Annotated in this window: 22 protein-coding genes; all 22 read left to right on the top strand. The window is 39.7% G+C overall.

Features of this window, described 5'->3' with window-relative positions:
* Positions 1 to 32 precede the first annotated feature (32 nt).
* Positions 33 to 974, top strand: a complete 942-nt coding sequence (comGA, locus tag K4Z77_RS07060) for a competence type IV pilus ATPase ComGA (RefSeq protein ID WP_224218886.1) — start codon at positions 33 to 35, stop codon at positions 972 to 974.
* Positions 922 to 1938 carry a competence type IV pilus assembly protein ComGB gene (gene comGB, locus K4Z77_RS07065; RefSeq protein WP_224218901.1) on the top strand — a complete coding sequence of 339 codons (1017 nt, stop codon included), beginning with the start codon at positions 922 to 924 and terminating at the stop codon, positions 1936 to 1938. The genes comGA and comGB overlap by 53 nt, the downstream gene beginning before the upstream one ends.
* Position 1939: 1 nt before the next feature.
* Complete coding sequence (gene comGC, locus K4Z77_RS07070) at positions 1940 to 2266, top strand: competence type IV pilus major pilin ComGC (RefSeq protein WP_000738644.1); 327 nt, start codon at positions 1940 to 1942, stop codon at positions 2264 to 2266.
* Entirely contained in the window at positions 2259 to 2663 is a 405-nt protein-coding gene (comGD, locus tag K4Z77_RS07075; RefSeq protein ID WP_263432412.1) for a competence type IV pilus minor pilin ComGD, read from the top strand. The genes comGC and comGD overlap by 8 nt, the downstream gene beginning before the upstream one ends.
* The gene (gene comGE, locus K4Z77_RS07080; protein WP_263432413.1) at positions 2626 to 2928 is read left to right on the top strand and encodes a competence type IV pilus minor pilin ComGE; all 303 of its coding nucleotides are present in this window, start codon (positions 2626 to 2628) and stop codon (positions 2926 to 2928) included. Before comGD ends, comGE begins: the two co-directional genes overlap by 38 nt.
* Entirely contained in the window at positions 2891 to 3352 is a 462-nt protein-coding gene (gene comGF, locus K4Z77_RS07085) for a competence type IV pilus minor pilin ComGF (protein ID WP_224218887.1), read from the top strand. Before comGE ends, comGF begins: the two co-directional genes overlap by 38 nt.
* Entirely contained in the window at positions 3330 to 3731 is a 402-nt protein-coding gene (gene comGG, locus K4Z77_RS07090) for a competence type IV pilus minor pilin ComGG (RefSeq protein WP_173254919.1), read from the top strand. Before comGF ends, comGG begins: the two co-directional genes overlap by 23 nt.
* 32 nt (positions 3732 to 3763) lie before the next feature.
* Complete coding sequence (locus K4Z77_RS07095) at positions 3764 to 4351, top strand: class I SAM-dependent methyltransferase (RefSeq protein WP_224218888.1); 588 nt, start codon at positions 3764 to 3766, stop codon at positions 4349 to 4351.
* Positions 4352 to 4411: 60 nt separating this feature from the next.
* Positions 4412 to 5365 carry a class I SAM-dependent methyltransferase gene (locus K4Z77_RS07100; RefSeq protein WP_224218889.1) on the top strand — a complete coding sequence of 318 codons (954 nt, stop codon included), beginning with the start codon at positions 4412 to 4414 and terminating at the stop codon, positions 5363 to 5365.
* 49 nt (positions 5366 to 5414) lie between these two features.
* Entirely contained in the window at positions 5415 to 6605 is a 1191-nt protein-coding gene (locus tag K4Z77_RS07105) for an acetate kinase (RefSeq protein ID WP_224218890.1), read from the top strand.
* A gap of 149 nt (positions 6606 to 6754) precedes the next feature.
* Positions 6755 to 7126, top strand: coding sequence for a ribonuclease P protein component (gene rnpA, locus K4Z77_RS07110; protein ID WP_000739245.1), 372 nt, complete (start codon positions 6755 to 6757; stop codon positions 7124 to 7126).
* Positions 7101 to 7925 carry a membrane protein insertase YidC gene (locus K4Z77_RS07115; RefSeq protein ID WP_224218891.1) on the top strand — a complete coding sequence of 275 codons (825 nt, stop codon included), beginning with the start codon at positions 7101 to 7103 and terminating at the stop codon, positions 7923 to 7925. The genes rnpA and K4Z77_RS07115 overlap by 26 nt, the downstream gene beginning before the upstream one ends.
* Positions 7926 to 7942: 17 nt before the next feature.
* Positions 7943 to 8929, top strand: coding sequence for an RNA-binding cell elongation regulator Jag/EloR (gene jag / locus K4Z77_RS07120; RefSeq protein ID WP_224218892.1), 987 nt, complete (start codon positions 7943 to 7945; stop codon positions 8927 to 8929).
* 50 nt (positions 8930 to 8979) lie between these two features.
* Positions 8980 to 9603: a hypothetical protein gene (locus tag K4Z77_RS07125; protein WP_000932629.1), complete on the top strand. Its 624-nt coding sequence runs from the start codon at positions 8980 to 8982 to the stop codon at positions 9601 to 9603.
* A 130-nt stretch (positions 9604 to 9733) separates the two neighbouring features.
* Positions 9734 to 11191, top strand: a complete 1458-nt coding sequence (ulaA, locus tag K4Z77_RS07130) for a PTS ascorbate transporter subunit IIC (protein ID WP_224218893.1) — start codon at positions 9734 to 9736, stop codon at positions 11189 to 11191.
* 22 nt (positions 11192 to 11213) lie between these two features.
* Positions 11214 to 11495 (top strand): PTS sugar transporter subunit IIB, encoded by a 282-nt coding sequence (locus K4Z77_RS07135; protein WP_000241466.1) that lies wholly within the window; start codon positions 11214 to 11216, stop codon positions 11493 to 11495.
* A 76-nt stretch (positions 11496 to 11571) separates the two neighbouring features.
* Positions 11572 to 12057, top strand: coding sequence for a PTS sugar transporter subunit IIA (locus tag K4Z77_RS07140; RefSeq protein ID WP_050243351.1), 486 nt, complete (start codon positions 11572 to 11574; stop codon positions 12055 to 12057).
* Positions 12058 to 12073: 16 nt separating this feature from the next.
* Positions 12074 to 12739: a 3-keto-L-gulonate-6-phosphate decarboxylase UlaD gene (locus K4Z77_RS07145; RefSeq protein ID WP_224218894.1), complete on the top strand. Its 666-nt coding sequence runs from the start codon at positions 12074 to 12076 to the stop codon at positions 12737 to 12739.
* 3 nt (positions 12740 to 12742) lie between these two features.
* Entirely contained in the window at positions 12743 to 13606 is an 864-nt protein-coding gene (locus K4Z77_RS07150; RefSeq protein ID WP_101786357.1) for an L-ribulose-5-phosphate 3-epimerase, read from the top strand.
* A gap of 1 nt (position 13607) precedes the next feature.
* Positions 13608 to 14315: an L-ribulose-5-phosphate 4-epimerase gene (locus tag K4Z77_RS07155; RefSeq protein ID WP_224218895.1), complete on the top strand. Its 708-nt coding sequence runs from the start codon at positions 13608 to 13610 to the stop codon at positions 14313 to 14315.
* A gap of 166 nt (positions 14316 to 14481) precedes the next feature.
* Positions 14482 to 16155 (top strand): BglG family transcription antiterminator, encoded by a 1674-nt coding sequence (locus K4Z77_RS07160; protein ID WP_224218896.1) that lies wholly within the window; start codon positions 14482 to 14484, stop codon positions 16153 to 16155.
* A gap of 111 nt (positions 16156 to 16266) precedes the next feature.
* Positions 16267 to 17358, top strand: a complete 1092-nt coding sequence (gene ulaG, locus K4Z77_RS07165) for an L-ascorbate 6-phosphate lactonase (RefSeq protein WP_219967499.1) — start codon at positions 16267 to 16269, stop codon at positions 17356 to 17358.
* The last annotated feature ends 87 nt before the right edge of the window (positions 17359 to 17445 follow it).

Below are 17445 nucleotides of genomic sequence, written 5' to 3' on the forward strand. Positions count from 1 at the left end.
TCTTTGCGAATAGTATAGGTGAGGAGGTAAGTATGGTTCAAGAAATTGCACAAGAAATCATTCGTTCAGCTCGAAAAAAAGGGGCGCAAGACATTTATTTTGTCCCCAAGTTAGACGCCTATGAGCTTCATATGAGGGTCGGAGACGAGCGCTGTAAAATCGGTTGTTATGATTTTGAAAAATTTGCGGCCGTCATCAGTCACTTTAAGTTTGTGGCGGGTATGAATGTTGGAGAAAAGCGACGTAGTCAACTTGGTTCCTGTGATTATGAATATGACCAGAAGATGGCGTCCCTACGTTTATCTACTGTAGGTGATTATCGAGGGCATGAGAGTTTAGTGATTCGTTTGTTGCACGATGAGGAGCAGGATTTGCATTTTTGGTTTCAGGATATTGGAGAACTGGGTAAGCAGTACAGGCAACGTGGTCTTTATCTCTTTGCTGGTCCAGTCGGAAGTGGTAAGACGACCTTGATGCATGAATTGGCTAAATCTCTCTTTAAAGGACAGCAAGTTATGTCCATAGAAGATCCTGTCGAAATCAAGCAGGACGACATGCTCCAGTTGCAGCTAAATGAAGCAATCGGACTAACCTATGAAAATCTCATCAAACTTTCTTTGCGTCATCGTCCTGATCTCTTGATTATCGGAGAGATTCGAGACAGCGAGACGGCGCGTGCAGTGGTCAGAGCCGGTTTGACAGGGGCGACAGTCTTTTCAACCATTCATGCCAAGAGTATTCGAGGTGTTTATGAGCGCCTGTTGGAGTTGGGTGTGAGTGAGGAGGAATTGGCAGTCGTTCTGCAGGGAGTCTGCTACCAGAGATTAATTGGGGGAGGAGGAATCGTTGACTTTGCCAACAAAGACTATCAAGAACACCAGCCAACTAGCTGGAATGAACAGATTGACCAGCTTCTTGAAGATGGACATATCACAAGTCTTCAGGCTGAAACGGAAAAAATTAGCTACAGCTAAGCAAAAAAATATCATCACCTTGTTTAACAATCTCTTTTCCAGTGGTTTTCATCTAGTGGAGACCATCTCCTTTTTAGATAGGAGTGCTTTGTTGGACAAGCAGTGTGTGACCCAGATGCGCACAGGTTTGTCTCAGGGGAAATCATTCTCAGAAATGATGGAAAGTTTGGGATTTTCAAGTGCTACTGTCACTCAGTTATCCCTAGCGGAAGTTCATGGGAATCTTCACCTGAGTTTGGGAAAGATAGAAGAGTATCTAGACAATCTTGCCAAGGTCAAGAAAAAACTAATTGAGGTAGCGACCTATCCCTTGATTTTGCTAGGTTTTCTTCTTTTAATCATGCTGGGACTACGGAACTACCTACTACCACAACTGGATAGTAGCAATATTGCCACCCAAATCATTGGTAATCTGCCACAAATTTTTCTAGGAATGGTAGGGTTTGTTTCCATACTTGCCCTTTTAGCACTAACTTTTTATAAAAGAAGTTCTAAGATGCGCGTCTTTTCTATCCTAGCACGCCTTCCTTTTCTTGGAATCTTTGTGCAGACTTATCTGACAGCTTATTATGCGCGTGAATGGGGGAATATGATTTCTCAAGGGCTGGAGTTGACGCAGATTTTTCAAATGATGCAGGAACAAGGTTCCCAGCTCTTTAAAGAAATCGGTCAAGACCTAGCTCAATCCCTACAAAATGGCCGCGAATTTTCTCAAACCATAGCAACCTATCCTTTCTTTAAAAAGGAGTTGAGTCTCATTATCGAGTATGGTGAAGTCAAGTCTAAGCTGGGGAGTGAGTTGGAAATCTATGCTGAAAAAACCTGGGAAGCCTTTTTTACCCGAGTCAACCGCACCATGAATTTGGTGCAGCCACTGGTTTTTATCTTTGTGGCACTGATTATTGTTTTACTTTATGCGGCAATGCTCATGCCCATGTATCAAAATATGGAGGTGAATTTTTAAAATGAAAAAAATGATGACATTCTTGAAAAAAGCTAAGGTTAAAGCTTTTACACTTGTGGAAATGTTGGTGGTCTTGCTCATCATCAGCGTGCTTCTCTTGCTCTTTGTACCTAATTTGACCAAGCAAAAAGAAGCAGTCAATGACAAAGGAAAAGCTGCTGTTGTTAAGGTGGTAGAAAGTCAGGCAGAACTTTATAGCTTGGATAAAAATGAAGATGCTAGCCTAAGCAAGTTACAAGCAGATGGGCGAATCACAAAAGAACAGGCTAAAGCCTATAATGAATACTATACAAAAAATGGAGGGGGAAATCGTAAAGTCAATGATTAAGGCCTTTACCATGCTGGAAAGTCTCTTGGTTTTGGGTCTTGTGAGTATCCTTGCCTTGGGCTTGTCCGGCTCTGTTCAGTCTACTTTTGCGGCGGTAGAGGAGCAGATTTTCTTTATGGAGTTTGAAGAACTCTATCAGGAAACCCAAAAACGCAGTGTAGCCAGTCAGCAAAAGATTAGTCTGAACTTAGATGGGCAGACGATTAGCAATGGCAGTCAAAAGTTGATAGTTCCTAAAGGAATTCAGGCACCATCAGGCCAAAGTATCACATTTGACCGAGCTGGGGGCAATTCGTCCCTGGCTAAGGTTGAATTTCAGACCAGTAAAGGAGCGATTCGCTATCAATTATATCTAGGAAATGGAAAAATTAAACGCATTAAGGAAACAAAAAATTAGGGCAGTGATTTTACTGGAAGCAGTAGTTGCTCTAGCTATTTTTGCCAGCATTGCGACCCTCCTTTTGGGACAAATTCAGAAAAATAGGCAAGAAGAAGCAAAAATCTTGCAAAAGGAAGAAGTCTTGAGGGTAGCTAAGATGGCTCTGCAGACAGGTCAAAATCAGGTAAACATCAACGGAGTGGAGGTTCAGGTGTTTTCTAGTGAAAAAGGATTGGAGGTCTACCATGGTTCAGAACAGTTGTTGGCAATCAAAGAGCCATAAGGTCAAGGCTTTTACCTTGTTGGAATCTCTGATTGCTCTTATTGTCATTAGTGGAAGCTTACTTCTCTTTCAAGCCATGAGTCAGCTCCTCATTTCAGAAGTTCGCTACCAGCAGCAAAGCGAACAAAAGGAGTGGCTCTTGTTTGTGGACCAGCTGGAGGCAGAATTAGACCGTTCGCAGTTTGAAAAAGTGGAAGGCAATCGCATTTATATGAAGCAAGATGGCAAGGACATCGCTATCGGTAAGTCCAAGTCAGACGATTTTCGTAAAACAGATGCCAGTGGACGGGGTTATCAGCCGATGGTTTATGGCCTCAAATCCGCACAGATTACAGAGGACAATCAACTGGTTCGTTTTCGTTTCCAGTTCCAAAAAGGCTTAGAAAGGGAGTTCATCTATCGTGTGGAAAAAGAAAAAAGTTAAGGCAGGTGTTCTCCTTTATGCAGTCACCATAGCAGCCATCTTTAGTCTTTTGTTACAATTTTACTTGAACCGGCAAGTCGCCCACTATCAAGACTATGCTTTAAATAAAGAAAAGCTGATTGCTTTTGCTATGGCCAAGCGAACCAAAGATAAGGTTGATAAGGAAAGTGGGGAACAGGTCTTTAATCTAGGTCAGGTAAGCTATCAAAAGAAGAAAACTGGCTTGGTGACGACGGTTCGTACACCTAAGAGTCAATATGAATTCATCTTTCCTTCAGTCAAAATCAAAGAAGAGAAAACAGATAAAAAGGCAAAGGTAGCGACCGATTCAAGCGAAAAAGTGGAGAAGAAAAAATCAGAAAAGAAAGAGAACTCCTAGCCAACCAAGCTACTTTGTGCTAAACTAAAGATATGAAACATGATTTTAACCACAAAGCAGAAACTTTTGATTCCCCTAAAAATATCTTCCTTGCAAACTTGGTTTGTCAAGCAGTCGAGAAACAGATTGATCTTCTATCAGACAAAGAAATTTTGGATTTCGGTGGTGGGACGGGTCTGTTAACCTTGCCCCTAGCCAAACAAGCTAAGTTTGTCATTCTTGTAGACATTTCTGAGAAAATGCTGGAGCAAGCTCGTTTGAAAGCGGAGCAGCAAGACATCAAGAATATCCAGTTTTTGGAGCAAGATTTATTGAAAAATCCCTTGGAGAAAGAGATTGATCTCATTGTTGTTTGTCGGGTTCTTCACCATATGCCTGATTTGGATGAAGCTCTCTCACTGTTTCATCAACATTTGAAGGAAGATGGACAACTCCTACTTGCTGATTTTACTAAGACAGAAGCTAACCATCATGGATTTGAATTGCCTGAACTGGAAAACAAGCTAATTCAGCACGGTTTTTCATCTGTGCATAGTCAGATCCTCTATAGCGCTGAAGACCTGTTTCAAGGAAATTACTCAGAGCTCTTTTTAACAGTATCCCAAAAATCACTCGCCTAGTCAGGGAGTGATTTTTCTATAAGGATGGAAAAAAGAAGGGAAATTTGATAAGATAGGAATATGGATTTTGAAAAAATTGAACAAGCTTATACGTATTTACTAGGGAATGTCCAAGTCATCCAAAGTGATTTGGCGACCAACTTTTATGATGCCCTGGTGGAGCAAAACAGCATCTATTTGGATGGTGAGACTGAGCTAGAGCAGGTCAAGGAGAACAATCATGCCCTTAAACGCTTAGCGCTTCGCAAAGAAGAATGGCTCAAGACCTACCAGTTTCTCTTGATGAAGGCTGGGCAGACAGAGCCCCTACAGGCCAATCACCAGTTTACGCCAGATGCCATTGCTTTACTTTTGGTGTTTATTGTGGAAGAATTGTTTAAAGAGGAGGAAATTACTATCCTCGAAATGGGTTCCGGGATGGGGATTCTGGGGGCTACTTTCTTGACCTCGCTTGATAAAAAGGTGGATTACTTGGGAATGGAAGTGGATGATTTGCTGATTGATTTGGCAGCTAGCATGGCAGATGTAATTGGTTTGCAGGCTGGCTTTGTCCAAGGAGATGCCGTTCGTCCACAAATGCTCAAAGAAAGCGACGTGGTCGTCAGCGACCTACCTGTCGGCTATTATCCTGATGATGCCGTTGCGTCGCGCCATCAAGTTGCTTCTAGCCAAGAACATACTTATGCCCATCACTTGCTCATGGAACAAGGACTTAAGTATCTCAAGTCAGATGGCTACGCTATTTTTCTCGCTCCGAGTGATTTGTTGACCAGTCCTCAAAGTGATTTGTTGAAAGGGTGGTTGAAAGAAGAGGCAAGTCTGGTTGCTATGATTAGTTTGCCTGAAAATCTCTTTGCCAATGCCAAACAATCCAAGACCATTTTTATCTTACAGAAGAAAAATGAAATAGGAGTAGAGCCTTTTGTTTATCCACTTGCTAGCTTGCAAGATGCAAGTGTTTTAATGAAATTTAAAGAAAATTTTCAAAAATGGACTCAAGGTACTGAAATATAAAATAGATTTTGTTATAATAGATGAAAACGCTTAAAAGAGGAGTCTTGTTATGACAAAAACAATTGCAATCAATGCAGGAAGTTCAAGCTTGAAATGGCAATTATACTTAATGCCAGAAGAAAAAGTATTGGCGAAAGGTTTGATTGAACGTATCGGTTTGAAAGATTCAATTTCAACTGTAAAATTTGACGGCCGTTCTGAACAACAAATTTTGGATATCGAAAATCACACACAAGCTGTTAAAATCTTATTGGATGACTTGATTCGTTTCGATATTATCAAGGCTTATGATGAAATTACAGGTGTTGGTCACCGTGTTGTTGCAGGTGGAGAATATTTCAAAGAATCAACAGTCGTTGAGGGAGATGTTTTAGAAAAAGTTGAAGAGTTGAGCTTGTTGGCTCCTCTTCACAATCCAGCCAATGCGGCAGGTGTTCGTGCCTTCAAGGAATTGTTGCCAGACATTACCAGTGTAGTTGTTTTTGATACTTCATTCCACACAAGTATGCCAGAGAAAGCTTATCGTTACCCTCTCCCAACAAAATATTACACAGAAAACAAGGTTCGTAAATATGGTGCCCACGGTACAAGCCATCAGTTTGTAGCAGGAGAAGCAGCAAAACTCTTGGGCCGTCCATTAGAGGACTTGAAATTGATTACTTGCCACATCGGTAATGGTGCTTCTATTACAGCTGTTAAGGGTGGTCAATCTGTCGATACTTCAATGGGATTCACTCCACTTGGTGGTGTGATGATGGGAACACGTACAGGAGATATTGACCCAGCTATCATTCCTTATTTAATGCAATATACAGAGGACTTTAACACGCCCGAAGATATTAGTCGCGTCCTTAATCGTGAATCAGGCCTTATGGGTGTTTCAGGCAAATCTAGTGATATGCGCGATGTGATTGCTGCTATGGAAGAAGGGGATCATGACGCCACTTTAGCCTATGAAATGTATGTTGACCGTATCCAAAAACATATCGGTCAATACCTTGCAGTCTTAAATGGAGCAGATGCTATTATCTTTACTGCAGGTATCGGTGAAAATTCTGCAAATGTACGTGAAGATGTTATCTCAGGTATCTCTTGGTTTGGCTGTGATGTTGATCCAGAAAAGAACGTCTTTGGCGTGACAGGAGACATCTCAACAGAGGCAGCGAAGATTCGTGTTTTGGTTATTCCAACAGATGAAGAGCTAGTTATTGCCCGTGACGTTGAACGTTTGAAAAAATAAGTAAAACTAGTAAAAATATTCCGTACAAGGAGTTGGGAAAGAGATTTTTCCAGCTTCTTTTTATGGTGAAATTGTCCAAAACCTTGCTATGATTGGCTTTTTTGAAAAATATGGTATAATAGTAGTAATTTAATAGATGGAGTTGAGTTTTGAAGAAAAACTTTCGTGTAAAAAGAGAGAAAGATTTTAAGGCAATTTTCAAGGAAGGAACAAGTTTTGCCAATCGCAAATTTGTTGTCTACCAATTAGAAAATCAGAAAAACCATTTTCGAGTAGGTCTATCAGTTAGCAAAAAACTGGGGAATGCCGTCACTAGAAATCAAATTAAGCGACGAATTCGACATATTATCCAGAATGCAAAAGGGAGTCTGGTAGAAGATGTCGACTTTGTTGTCATTGCTCGAAAAGGAGTCGAAACCTTGGGATACGCAGAGATGGAGAAAAATCTACTCCACGTATTAAAATTATCAAAGATTTACCAGGAAGGAAATGGGAGTGAAAAAGAAACTACAGTTGACTAGTTTGCTAGGACTGTCCCTATTTATCATGACAGCCTGTGTAACAAATGGGACAACTAGCGATATTACAGCCGAATCGGCTGATTTTTGGAGTAAATTTGTTTACTTCTTTGCGGAAATCATTCGCTTTTTATCATTTGATATCAGTATCGGAGTGGGGATTATTCTCTTTACGGTCTTGATTCGTACAGTCCTCTTGCCAGTCTTTCAAGTGCAAATGGTGGCTTCCAGAAAAATGCAGGAAGCTCAACCACGCATTAAGGCGCTTCGAGAACAATATCCAGGTCGTGATATGGAAAGCAGAACCAAGCTAGAGCAAGAAATGCGTAAAGTCTTTAAAGAAATGGGTGTCAGACATTCAGATTCTCTTTGGCCGATTTTGATTCAGATGCCGGTTATCTTGGCCTTGTTCCAAGCTCTATCAAGAGTTGACTTTTTAAAGACAGGTCATTTCTTATGGATTAACCTTGGTGGTGTGGATACAACCCTTGTTCTTCCGATTTTAGCAGCAGTATTTACCTTTTTAAGTACTTGGTTGTCCAACAAAGCCTTGTCTGAGCGAAATGGAGCTACGACTGCGATGATGTACGGGATTCCAGTCTTGATCTTTATCTTTGGGGTTTATGCTCCGAGCGGAGTCGCTCTCTACTGGGCAGTGTCTAATGCTTATCAAGTCTTGCAAACCTATTTCTTGAATAATCCATTCAAGATTATTGCAGAGCGCGAGGCTGTAGTACAGGCACAGAAAGATTTGGAAAATAGAAAAAGAAAAGCCAAGAAAAAGGCTCAGAAAACGAAATAATAAGGAGGAATCTGATAATGGTAGTATTTACAGGTTCAACTGTTGAAGAAGCAATCCAGAAAGGATTGAAAGAATTAGATATTCCAAGAATGAAGGCTCATATCAAAGTCATTTCTCGTGAGAAAAAAGGGTTTCTTGGCTTATTTGGTAAAAAACCAGCTCAAGTGGATATCGATGCTATTAGTGAAACGACAGTTGTAAAAGCAAACCAACAAGCTGTAAAGGGAGTTCCAAAGCAAATTAATGATTTGAATGAGCCTGTTAAAACAGTCAGTGAAGCAACTGTTGATTTGGGTCATGTTGTAGAGGCAATTAAAAAGATTGAAGAGGGAGGCCAAGGTATTTCTGATGAAGTCAAGGCTGAAATTTTAAAACATGAAAGACATGCCAGCACTATCTTGGAAGAAACTGGTCACATTGAGATCTTAAATGAATTACAACTTGAAGAAACTGCTCTCGAAGAAGTAGAAACACCTATTATTGAAAGCCAAACTGAGCAAACTGAAAGTCAAGAACTAGAAGACTTGGGCTTGAAAGTTGAACCGAGCTTTGATATTGAACAAGTAGCTACGGAAGTCACGACTTATGTTCAAACGATTATTGGTGACATGGATGTTGAAGCCACACTTTCAAATGATTATAACCGTCGTAGTATCAATTTGCAAATTGATACTAACGAACCAGGGCGTATTATCGGTTATCATGGTAAAGTATTGAAGGCCTTGCAACTGTTGGCTCAAAATTATCTTTACAACCGCTATTCAAGAACCTTCTACATTACTATTAATGTCAATGATTATGTTGAACACCGTGCAGAAGTCTTGCAGACCTATGCGCAAAAATTGGCGACTCGTGTTTTAGAAGAAGGGCGCAGTCATCAGACAGATCCAATGTCGAATAGCGAACGCAAGATTATTCATCGTATTATTTCACGTTTGGATGGCGTGACGAGTTACTCTGAGGGTGATGAGCCAAATCGCTATGTCGTTGTAGATACAGAATAAGTAAAATCAGGGTTATCCTGATTTTTTGCTAGCTGGAGGAGATTAAATTAATGTTGAATAAGATAAGAGACTATTTAGACTTTGCTGATTTGCAGTACCGTAATCCTGATAAGGCGGGAGCAGAGCGAGAGAAAATGCTGGAATTGCGCCACAAAGGCCAAGAGGCTCGAAAGGCTTTTACAGAACTGGCTAAAGCCTTTCAAGCAAGTCATCCAGAATGGCAACTTCAACAGACTAGCCAGTGGATGAATCAGGCGCAACGTTTACGACCACATTTTTGGGTTTATCTACAGAGAGACGGACAAGTAACAGAACCTATGTTGGCTCTTCGTTTGTATGGGACATCTACTGACTTTGGAATTTCCTTAGAGGTCAGTTTCATCGAGCGTAAGAAAGATGAGCGAACTCTAGGCAAGCAGGCCAAAGTTTTAAAAGTTCCAACCGTTGAAGGTGTTTATTATCTAGTCTACTCTGATGGTCAAAGTCAACGGTGGGAGGCGAACGAAGAAAATCGTCAAATTTTAAGAAATAAACTATCCAATCAGGAAGTCCGAAAAGTGTTAGTTAAAATAGATGTCCCTATAACAGAGAATTCATCTGAAGAAGAAATCGTAGAAGCCCTACTGAAATCTTATGATAAAATTCTTCCATTTTATCTAGCTACGAGAAACTAAGCTAATCATTAAAATATCATAAATCATACAGTCCAAGAGTGAACAGTCCGATGTGTAATTCTTGGTCTTTTTGTTTGCGCTTTCAAAATATATAATAAAACTACAAAAACAATTCAAAAGGAGAACAATTATGGAAGTCATTTCAAGTGTTCTAAATTGGTTTTCTAGCAATATTTTGCAGAATCCCGCATTTTTCGTAGGTTTATTGGTGTTGGTAGGATACGCACTTTTGAAAAAACCTGCCCATGACGTTTTCTCAGGGTTTGTTAAAGCAACAGTAGGGTATATGTTGCTCAACGTGGGTGCGGGTGGTTTGGTTACAACCTTCCGTCCGATCTTAGCAGCCCTTAACTACAAATTCCAAATTGGTGCAGCGGTTATCGACCCTTACTTTGGACTTGCTGCAGCAAACAACAAAATTGCAGCAGAGTTTCCAGATTTTGTTGGAACTGCAACTACAGCCCTATTGATTGGTTTCGGAATAAATATCTTGCTCGTAGCTCTTCGCAAGATTACGAAGGTAAGAACCCTCTTTATTACTGGTCACATCATGGTACAACAAGCTGCAACAGTATCTCTTATGGTTCTATTCTTAGTACCACAATTGCGCAATGCTTACGGTATAGCAGCGATTGGTATCATCTGTGGACTTTACTGGGCAGTTAGTTCAAATATGACTGTTGAGGCAACTCAACGCTTGACTGGTGGTGGCGGATTTGCGATTGGTCACCAACAGCAATTTGCAATCTGGTTTGTAGATAAAGTAGCAGGACGCTTTGGTAAGAAAGAAGAAAGTTTAGACAATCTTAAATTACCTAAGTTCCTCTCAATCTTCCACGATACAGTTGTTGCATCTGCTACCTTGATGCTCGTATTCTTCGGAGCCATTCTTTTAATCTTGGGTCCAGACATTATGTCTAATAAAGAAGTCATCACTTCAGGAAATCTATTCAATCCTGCTAAACAAGATTTCTTTATGTACATTATTCAAACAGCCTTTACCTTCTCAGTTTACTTGTTCGTTTTGATGCAAGGTGTCCGCATGTTCGTATCTGAGTTGACAAACGCCTTCCAAGGTATTTCAAACAAATTGTTGCCAGGCTCATTCCCAGCGGTTGACGTTGCAGCTTCTTATGGATTTGGTTCTCCAAACGCTGTCTTGTCAGGATTTGCCTTTGGTTTGATTGGTCAATTGATCACAATTGTCTTGCTCATCGTCTTTAAAAATCCGATTCTTATTATTACAGGATTTGTACCAGTGTTCTTTGACAATGCAGCCATTGCGGTCTACGCTGATAAACGCGGCGGATGGAAAGTGGCTGTTATCCTATCCTTCATCTCAGGTGTTCTCCAAGTTGCTTTAGGAGCTCTCTGTGTAGCTCTTCTTGATTTAGCATCTTATGGTGGTTACCATGGAAATATCGACTTTGAATTCCCATGGCTTGGATTTGGATATATCTTCAAATACCTTGGTATTGTTGGTTATGTACTTGTGTGTCTCTTCTTGCTTGTTATTCCTCAACTTCAATTTGCCAAAGCAAAAGATAAAGAGAAATATTACAACGGTGAAGTTCAAGAAGAAGCTTAGTATCTAGAAAAGGAGAAATAAAATGGTTAAAGTATTAGCAGCGTGCGGAAATGGAATGGGTTCATCAATGGTTATCAAGATGAAGGTTGAAAATGCTCTCCGTAAGCTTAATCAAACAGATTTTACAGTCAATTCATGCAGTGTCGGTGAAGCTAAAGGTTTAGCAGCAGGATATGATATCGTAATCGCTTCTCTTCATTTGATCCAAGAATTAGAAGGTCGGACTAATGGGAAGTTAATTGGGCTTGACAACTTGATGGATGATAAAGAAATCACTGAAAAACTCAGTCAAGCACTACAGTAAAAGGTTGGAGGGGGCTGGATAGAAACTGAGAGTTATCGTTTCTGTCCTTCTCCCTCTTTAAATAAAGGAGGCAGATATGAATTTAAAACAAGCTTTAATTGACAATGACTCGATCCGACTAGGTTTAGAGGCTCACGATTGGAAAGAAGCAGTCAAGGTAGCGGTAGATCCCTTGATTGAAAGTGGAGCAATTTTGCCAGAGTATTACGATGCTATTATCGAATCGACTGAAGAGTATGGCCCATACTATATCTTAATGCCAGGTATGGCTATGCCCCATGCTAGACCTGAAGCTGGAGTGCAAAGAGATGCCTTTTCATTGATCACCTTACAAAATCCTGTTGTATTTTCAGATGGGAAAGAAGTTTCAGTTTTGTTGGCACTAGCAGCAACAAGCTCAAAAATTCACACAAGTGTAGCCATTCCACAGATTATTGCCTTGTTTGAATTAGAAGATTCTATCGCACGTTTACAGGCTTGCCAGACTAAGGAAGATGTCTTGGCGATGATTGAAGAATCTAAGGATAGCCCTTATCTCGAGGGATTGGATTTGGAAAGTTAGAAAGAGGAATAAAGAGATGACAAAAAGAATACCTAATTTACAAGTTGCATTAGATCATTCAGACTTGCAAGGAGCGATTAAAGCAGCTGTTTCTGTTGGTCAGGAAGTAGATATTATCGAAGCTGGAACTGTTTGCTTATTACAAGTTGGAAGTGAACTGGTTGAAGTCTTGCGAAGCCTTTTTCCAGATAAGATTATTGTGGCAGACACAAAATGTGCCGATGCTGGTGGAACAGTTGCCAAAAATAATGCCGTTCGTGGTGCCGATTGGATGACTTGTATCTGTTGTGCAACCATCCCTACTATGGAAGCAGCTTTAAAGGCTATCAAGACTGAACGAGGAGAACGAGGCGAAATCCAGATCGAGCTTTATGGCGATTGGACTTTTGAACAAGCTCAGCTTTGGCTAGATGCAGGTATCTCACAAGCTATTTATCACCAATCTCGTGATGCTCTTCTTGCTGGTGAAACTTGGGGTGAAAAAGACCTTAATAAGGTTAAAAAACTCATTGACATGGGCTTCTGTGTATCTGTAACAGGTGGTCTAGATGTAGATACTCTCAAACTCTTTGAAGGTGTTGATGTCTTTACCTTTATCGCAGGTCGTGGAATTACAGAGGCTGCAGATCCAGCAGGAGCAGCGCGTGCCTTCAAGGATGAAATCAGACGAATTTGGGGGTAAACCATGGCACGTCCAATTGGAATTTATGAAAAGGCAACCCCAACACACTTTACTTGGCTAGAACGTTTAAATTTTGCTAAGGAGTTAGGCTTTGATTTTGTCGAGATGTCTATTGATGAACGTGACCAGCGTTTAGCAAGACTGGACTGGAGCAAGGAAGAGCGCTTGGCAGTTGTCAAAGCGATTTATGAAACTGGTGTTCGTATTCCTTCTATCTGTTTTTCAGGACATCGTCGTTACCCATTGGGATCAAATGATCCAGTTCTAGAGGAAAAATCTCTGGAACTCATGAAAAAATGTATCGAATTAGCTCAGGATTTGGGAGTTCGTACGATTCAATTAGCTGGTTACGACGTTTACTATGAGGAAAAGTCACCCCAGACACGCCAACGTTTTATCAAAAATTTGAGAAAAGCCTGTGACTGGGCTGAAGAAGCTCAGGTGGTACTTGCTATTGAAATTATGGATGATCCTTTCATCAATAGCATCGAAAAATACTTGGCTGTAGAAAAAGAGATTGACTCTCCCTACCTCTTTGTATACCCAGATATTGGTAATGTATCTGCATGGCATAATGATGTCTACAGTGAATTTTATCTTGGGCATCATGCCATCGCAGCTCTCCATCTCAAGGATACTTATGCAGTGACAGAAAGTTCAAAGGGCCAGTTCCGAGATGTAACTTTTGGGCAAGGTTGTGTCAAATGGGAAGAAGCTTTCGATATTTTAAAACAAACCAATTATAATGGACCTTTCCTAATCGAAATGTGGTCTGAAAATTGTGAAACTGTAGAAGAAACACGCGCAGTCATTCAAGAGGCGCAAGCTTTTCTCTACCCACTAATTAAGAAAGCAGGTTTGATGTAAGATGAATCAAGTAATAAACGATATGCGTAAACGAGTCTGTAATGCCAATCAATCATTACCAAGACATGGACTTGTTAAATTTACCTGGGGAAATGTATCGGAAGTTAATCGCGAACTAGGTGTCATTGTTATTAAACCATCAGGCGTAGATTATGACGAATTGACACCTGAAAACATGGTGGTGACGGACTTGGATGGCCAAGTTCTAGAAGGAGATTTAAGACCATCTTCTGACCTTCCAACTCATGTGCAGTTATATAAGGCATGGCCAGAGATTGCTAGTGTGGTCCACACCCATTCGACAGAAGCAGTTGGTTGGGCTCAAGCTGGACGCGATATTCCTTTCTACGGAACAACCCATGCAGATTATTTCTACGGTTCAATCCCTTGCGCCCGTAGTTTGACCAAGGACGAAGTAGAAGTAGCCTATGAAAAAGATACTGGCTTGGTTATCGTAGAAGAATTTGAGCGTCGTGGTCTCAATCCTGTTGAAGTACCAGGTATTGTTGTACGCAATCACGGTCCATTCACCTGGGGAAAAAATCCAGAGAATGCTGTTTATCACTCTGTCGTACTAGAGGAAGTATCAAAGATGAATCGCTTTACAGAACAAATCAATCCAAGAGTTGAACCTGCTCCTCAGTACATTCTAGAAAAACACTACCAACGTAAGCATGGACCAAATGCTTATTACGGTCAAAAGAAATAAGAAATTGAATTGAAAAGAGGCTAGGACCTTTCGATCCAAGCCTCGCTTTTGTAATTGTAAGTATTCGTTATTAAGAGACTACTGTTGATAATTGAAATGCGTTAGTGAATGTGATACTATTATAAAGTTGTTTTCAAGGCAGTTGATTGATAGAGGAGTATGAAATATGGTACTGGATAAGGCAAGTTGTGATTTACTTCAATATTTGATGGATCAAGAAACGTCCAAAACGATTATGGCGATTTCAAAAGATTTGAAAGAGTCAAGAAGGAAAATTTATTATCACATTGACAAAATCAATGCTGCTTTGGGTGACGAGGCGCTTCATATCATTAGTATTCCACGAATTGGTATTCACTTAACGGAAGAGCAGAGAGATGCTTGTTGTGAACTATTATCGGAAGTAGATTCGTACGATTATATCATGAGTACGCATGAACGTATGATGATAATGTTACTATGGATAGGTATTTCTAAAGAACGTATTACGATTGAAAAATTGATGGAGTTAACAGAGGTGTCTAGGAATACTGTTCTCAATGATTTGAATAGTATTCGTTATCAACTAACTTTGGAACAATATCAGGTGACCTTGCAAGTGAGCAAGTCACAGGGATACCATCTTCATGCCCACCCCCTTAATAAAATTCAGTATCTTCAATCGCTTCTATATCATATTTTTATGGAAGAAAATGCCACTTTTGTATCTATTTTAGAAGATAAGATGAAAGAGAGGTTAGATGGTGAGTGTTTGCTTTCTGTTGAAATGAACCAATTTTTTAAGGAACAGGTTCCTTTAGTTGAACAAGATTTAGGGAAGAAAATAAACCATCATGAAGTAACTTTTATGTTGCAGGTTCTACCTTATTTGCTGTTAAGCTGTCATAATGTTGAACAGTATCAAGAAAGACATCAGGATATAGAGAAAGAATTTTCTTTGATAAGAAAAAGAATAGAGTATCAGGTGTCTAAGAAATTAGGAGAACGGTTGTTTCAAAAGTTTGAAATTTCTTTGTCAGAACTTGAAGTTTCTCTTGTAGCTGTTCTTCTCCTCTCCTATCGTAAAGATTTGGATATTCATGCAGAAAGTGATGATTTTCGGCAATTAAAACTTGCTTTAGAAGAATTTATCTGGTATTTTGAATCACAAATCCGAATGGAGATTGAGAACAAGGATGATTTGTTACGAAATTTGATGATCCACTGTAAAGCCTTGTTATTTAGAAAGACTTACGGTATTTTTTCTAAAAATCCTCTAACAAAACAAATTCGATCCAAGTATGGAGAATTATTTTTAGTCACTAGAAAATCTGCGGAAATTTTAGAAGGAGCATGGTTTATTCGGCTAACAGACGATGATATTGCCTATTTGACGATTCATATTGGAGGATTTTTAAAGTATACACCATCGTCTCAAAAAAATATGAAAAAAGTTTATCTCGTTTGTGATGAAGGTGTTGCGGTTTCGAGACTTTTGCTGAAACAATGCAAACTTTATTTTCCAAATGAGCAAATTGGCACTGTATTTACAACAGAACAATTTAAGAGTGTGGAAGATATTGCACAAGTTGATGTAGTGATTACTACTAATGATGATTTGGATAGCAGATTTCCGATTTTAAGGGTTAATCCTATCCTTGAAGCAGAAGATATTTTGAAAATGCTAGACTATCTTAAACACAATATATTTCGTAATGAGAGCAAAAGTTTCAGTGAAAATCTTTCTAGTCTTATTTCGTCTTATATTGTAGACAGTAAGTTGGCTAGTAAGTTCCAAGAAGAGGTTCAAACACTTATAAATCAAGAAATAGTAGTTCAAGCTTTTTTGGAAGATATTTGAAGGACAGTCCAATGATGAACACAAACCTGTGTTTTTCTTGGTCTTTTTTAGTGTTTTGAAGGATGGTATACTAATCTCAAAGATAACAATTATATCCAAAGGAGGCAACATATGCCAAATGTCAAAGAAATTACAAGAGAGTCATGGATTTTAGCTACTTTCCCAGAGTGGGGAACATGGTTGAACGAAGAAATCGAAGAAGAAGTCGTACCTGAAGGCAATTTTGCCATGTGGTGGCTAGGCAACTGTGGTACTTGGATTAAGACACCAGGTGGTGCTAACGTTGTCATGGACCTTTGGTCAAACCGTGGAAAATCAACCAAAAAAGTGAAAGATATGGTTCGTGGGCACCAAATGGCAAATATGGCAGGTGTTCGTAAGTTGCAACCAAACTTGCGTGTTCAGCCGATGGTTATCGATCCATTTTCTATCAACGAACTAGATTATTACTTAGTTTCACACTTCCATAGTGATCATATTGACCCATACACAGCTGCAGCAATTCTCAACAATCCTAAGTTAGAGCATGTTAAGTTTATCGGTCCTTACCACTGTGGACGAATCTGGGAAGGATGGGGTGTTCCAAAAGAACGTATCATCGTTGTTAAACCAGGTGACACTATCGAATTAAAAGATATGAAGATTCATGCAGTAGAATCATTTGACCGTACTTGCTTGGTAACTCTCCCAGTGAACGGTGCTGATGAGACAGGCGGTGAACTTACTGGCTTAGCTGTTACAGATGAAGAAATGGCTCAAAAGGCTGTTAACTATATCTTTGAAACACCAGGTGGAACCATCTATCATGGTGCAGATTCTCACTTCTCAAACTATTTTGCAAAACATGGTAAAGACTTTAAAATTGATGTTGCTTTGAATAACTATGGTGAAAATCCGGTAGGTATCCAAGATAAAATGACATCTATCGACCTTCTTCGTATGGCAGAAAATCTGCGTACCAAAGTCATTATCCCAGTTCACTATGATATCTGGTCTAACTTCATGGCTTCTACTAATGAGATTCTAGAACTTTGGAAAATGAGAAAAGATCGCTTGCAATACGATTTCCATCCATTTATCTGGGAAGTTGGCGGTAAGTACACTTATCCTCAAGATCAACACTTAGTAGAATACCATCATCCACGTGGTTTTGATGATTGTTTTGAACAAGACTCTAACATTCAATTTAAAGCTTTGCTATAATATAAAAATATTCTTTGGAGGTTATCCGTATGTTGCATGATACGGATAATTTTCATATAATAGTAAAATAGAATGTGTGATTCAATA

The sequence above is a fragment of the Streptococcus mitis subsp. hohhotensis genome, assembly GCF_020089495.2.
Lineage (GTDB): Bacteria > Bacillota > Bacilli > Lactobacillales > Streptococcaceae > Streptococcus > Streptococcus hohhotensis.

Coding starts and splice junctions, on each gene's coding strand:
- comGA (WP_224218886.1), top strand. CDS start 33: ATGGTTCAAGAAATTGCACAAGAAATCATTCGTTCAGCTCGAAAAAAA.
- comGB (WP_224218901.1), top strand. CDS start 922: ATGGACATATCACAAGTCTTCAGGCTGAAACGGAAAAAATTAGCTACA.
- comGC (WP_000738644.1), top strand. CDS start 1,940: ATGAAAAAAATGATGACATTCTTGAAAAAAGCTAAGGTTAAAGCTTTT.
- comGD (WP_263432412.1), top strand. CDS start 2,259: ATGATTAAGGCCTTTACCATGCTGGAAAGTCTCTTGGTTTTGGGTCTT.
- comGE (WP_263432413.1), top strand. CDS start 2,626: ATGGAAAAATTAAACGCATTAAGGAAACAAAAAATTAGGGCAGTGATT.
- comGF (WP_224218887.1), top strand. CDS start 2,891: ATGGTTCAGAACAGTTGTTGGCAATCAAAGAGCCATAAGGTCAAGGCT.
- K4Z77_RS07095 (WP_224218888.1), top strand. CDS start 3,764: ATGAAACATGATTTTAACCACAAAGCAGAAACTTTTGATTCCCCTAAA.
- K4Z77_RS07100 (WP_224218889.1), top strand. CDS start 4,412: ATGGATTTTGAAAAAATTGAACAAGCTTATACGTATTTACTAGGGAAT.
- K4Z77_RS07105 (WP_224218890.1), top strand. CDS start 5,415: ATGACAAAAACAATTGCAATCAATGCAGGAAGTTCAAGCTTGAAATGG.
- jag (WP_224218892.1), top strand. CDS start 7,943: ATGGTAGTATTTACAGGTTCAACTGTTGAAGAAGCAATCCAGAAAGGA.
- K4Z77_RS07125 (WP_000932629.1), top strand. CDS start 8,980: ATGTTGAATAAGATAAGAGACTATTTAGACTTTGCTGATTTGCAGTAC.
- ulaA (WP_224218893.1), top strand. CDS start 9,734: ATGGAAGTCATTTCAAGTGTTCTAAATTGGTTTTCTAGCAATATTTTG.
- K4Z77_RS07135 (WP_000241466.1), top strand. CDS start 11,214: ATGGTTAAAGTATTAGCAGCGTGCGGAAATGGAATGGGTTCATCAATG.
- K4Z77_RS07140 (WP_050243351.1), top strand. CDS start 11,572: ATGAATTTAAAACAAGCTTTAATTGACAATGACTCGATCCGACTAGGT.
- K4Z77_RS07145 (WP_224218894.1), top strand. CDS start 12,074: ATGACAAAAAGAATACCTAATTTACAAGTTGCATTAGATCATTCAGAC.
- K4Z77_RS07150 (WP_101786357.1), top strand. CDS start 12,743: ATGGCACGTCCAATTGGAATTTATGAAAAGGCAACCCCAACACACTTT.
- K4Z77_RS07155 (WP_224218895.1), top strand. CDS start 13,608: ATGAATCAAGTAATAAACGATATGCGTAAACGAGTCTGTAATGCCAAT.
- K4Z77_RS07160 (WP_224218896.1), top strand. CDS start 14,482: ATGGTACTGGATAAGGCAAGTTGTGATTTACTTCAATATTTGATGGAT.
- ulaG (WP_219967499.1), top strand. CDS start 16,267: ATGCCAAATGTCAAAGAAATTACAAGAGAGTCATGGATTTTAGCTACT.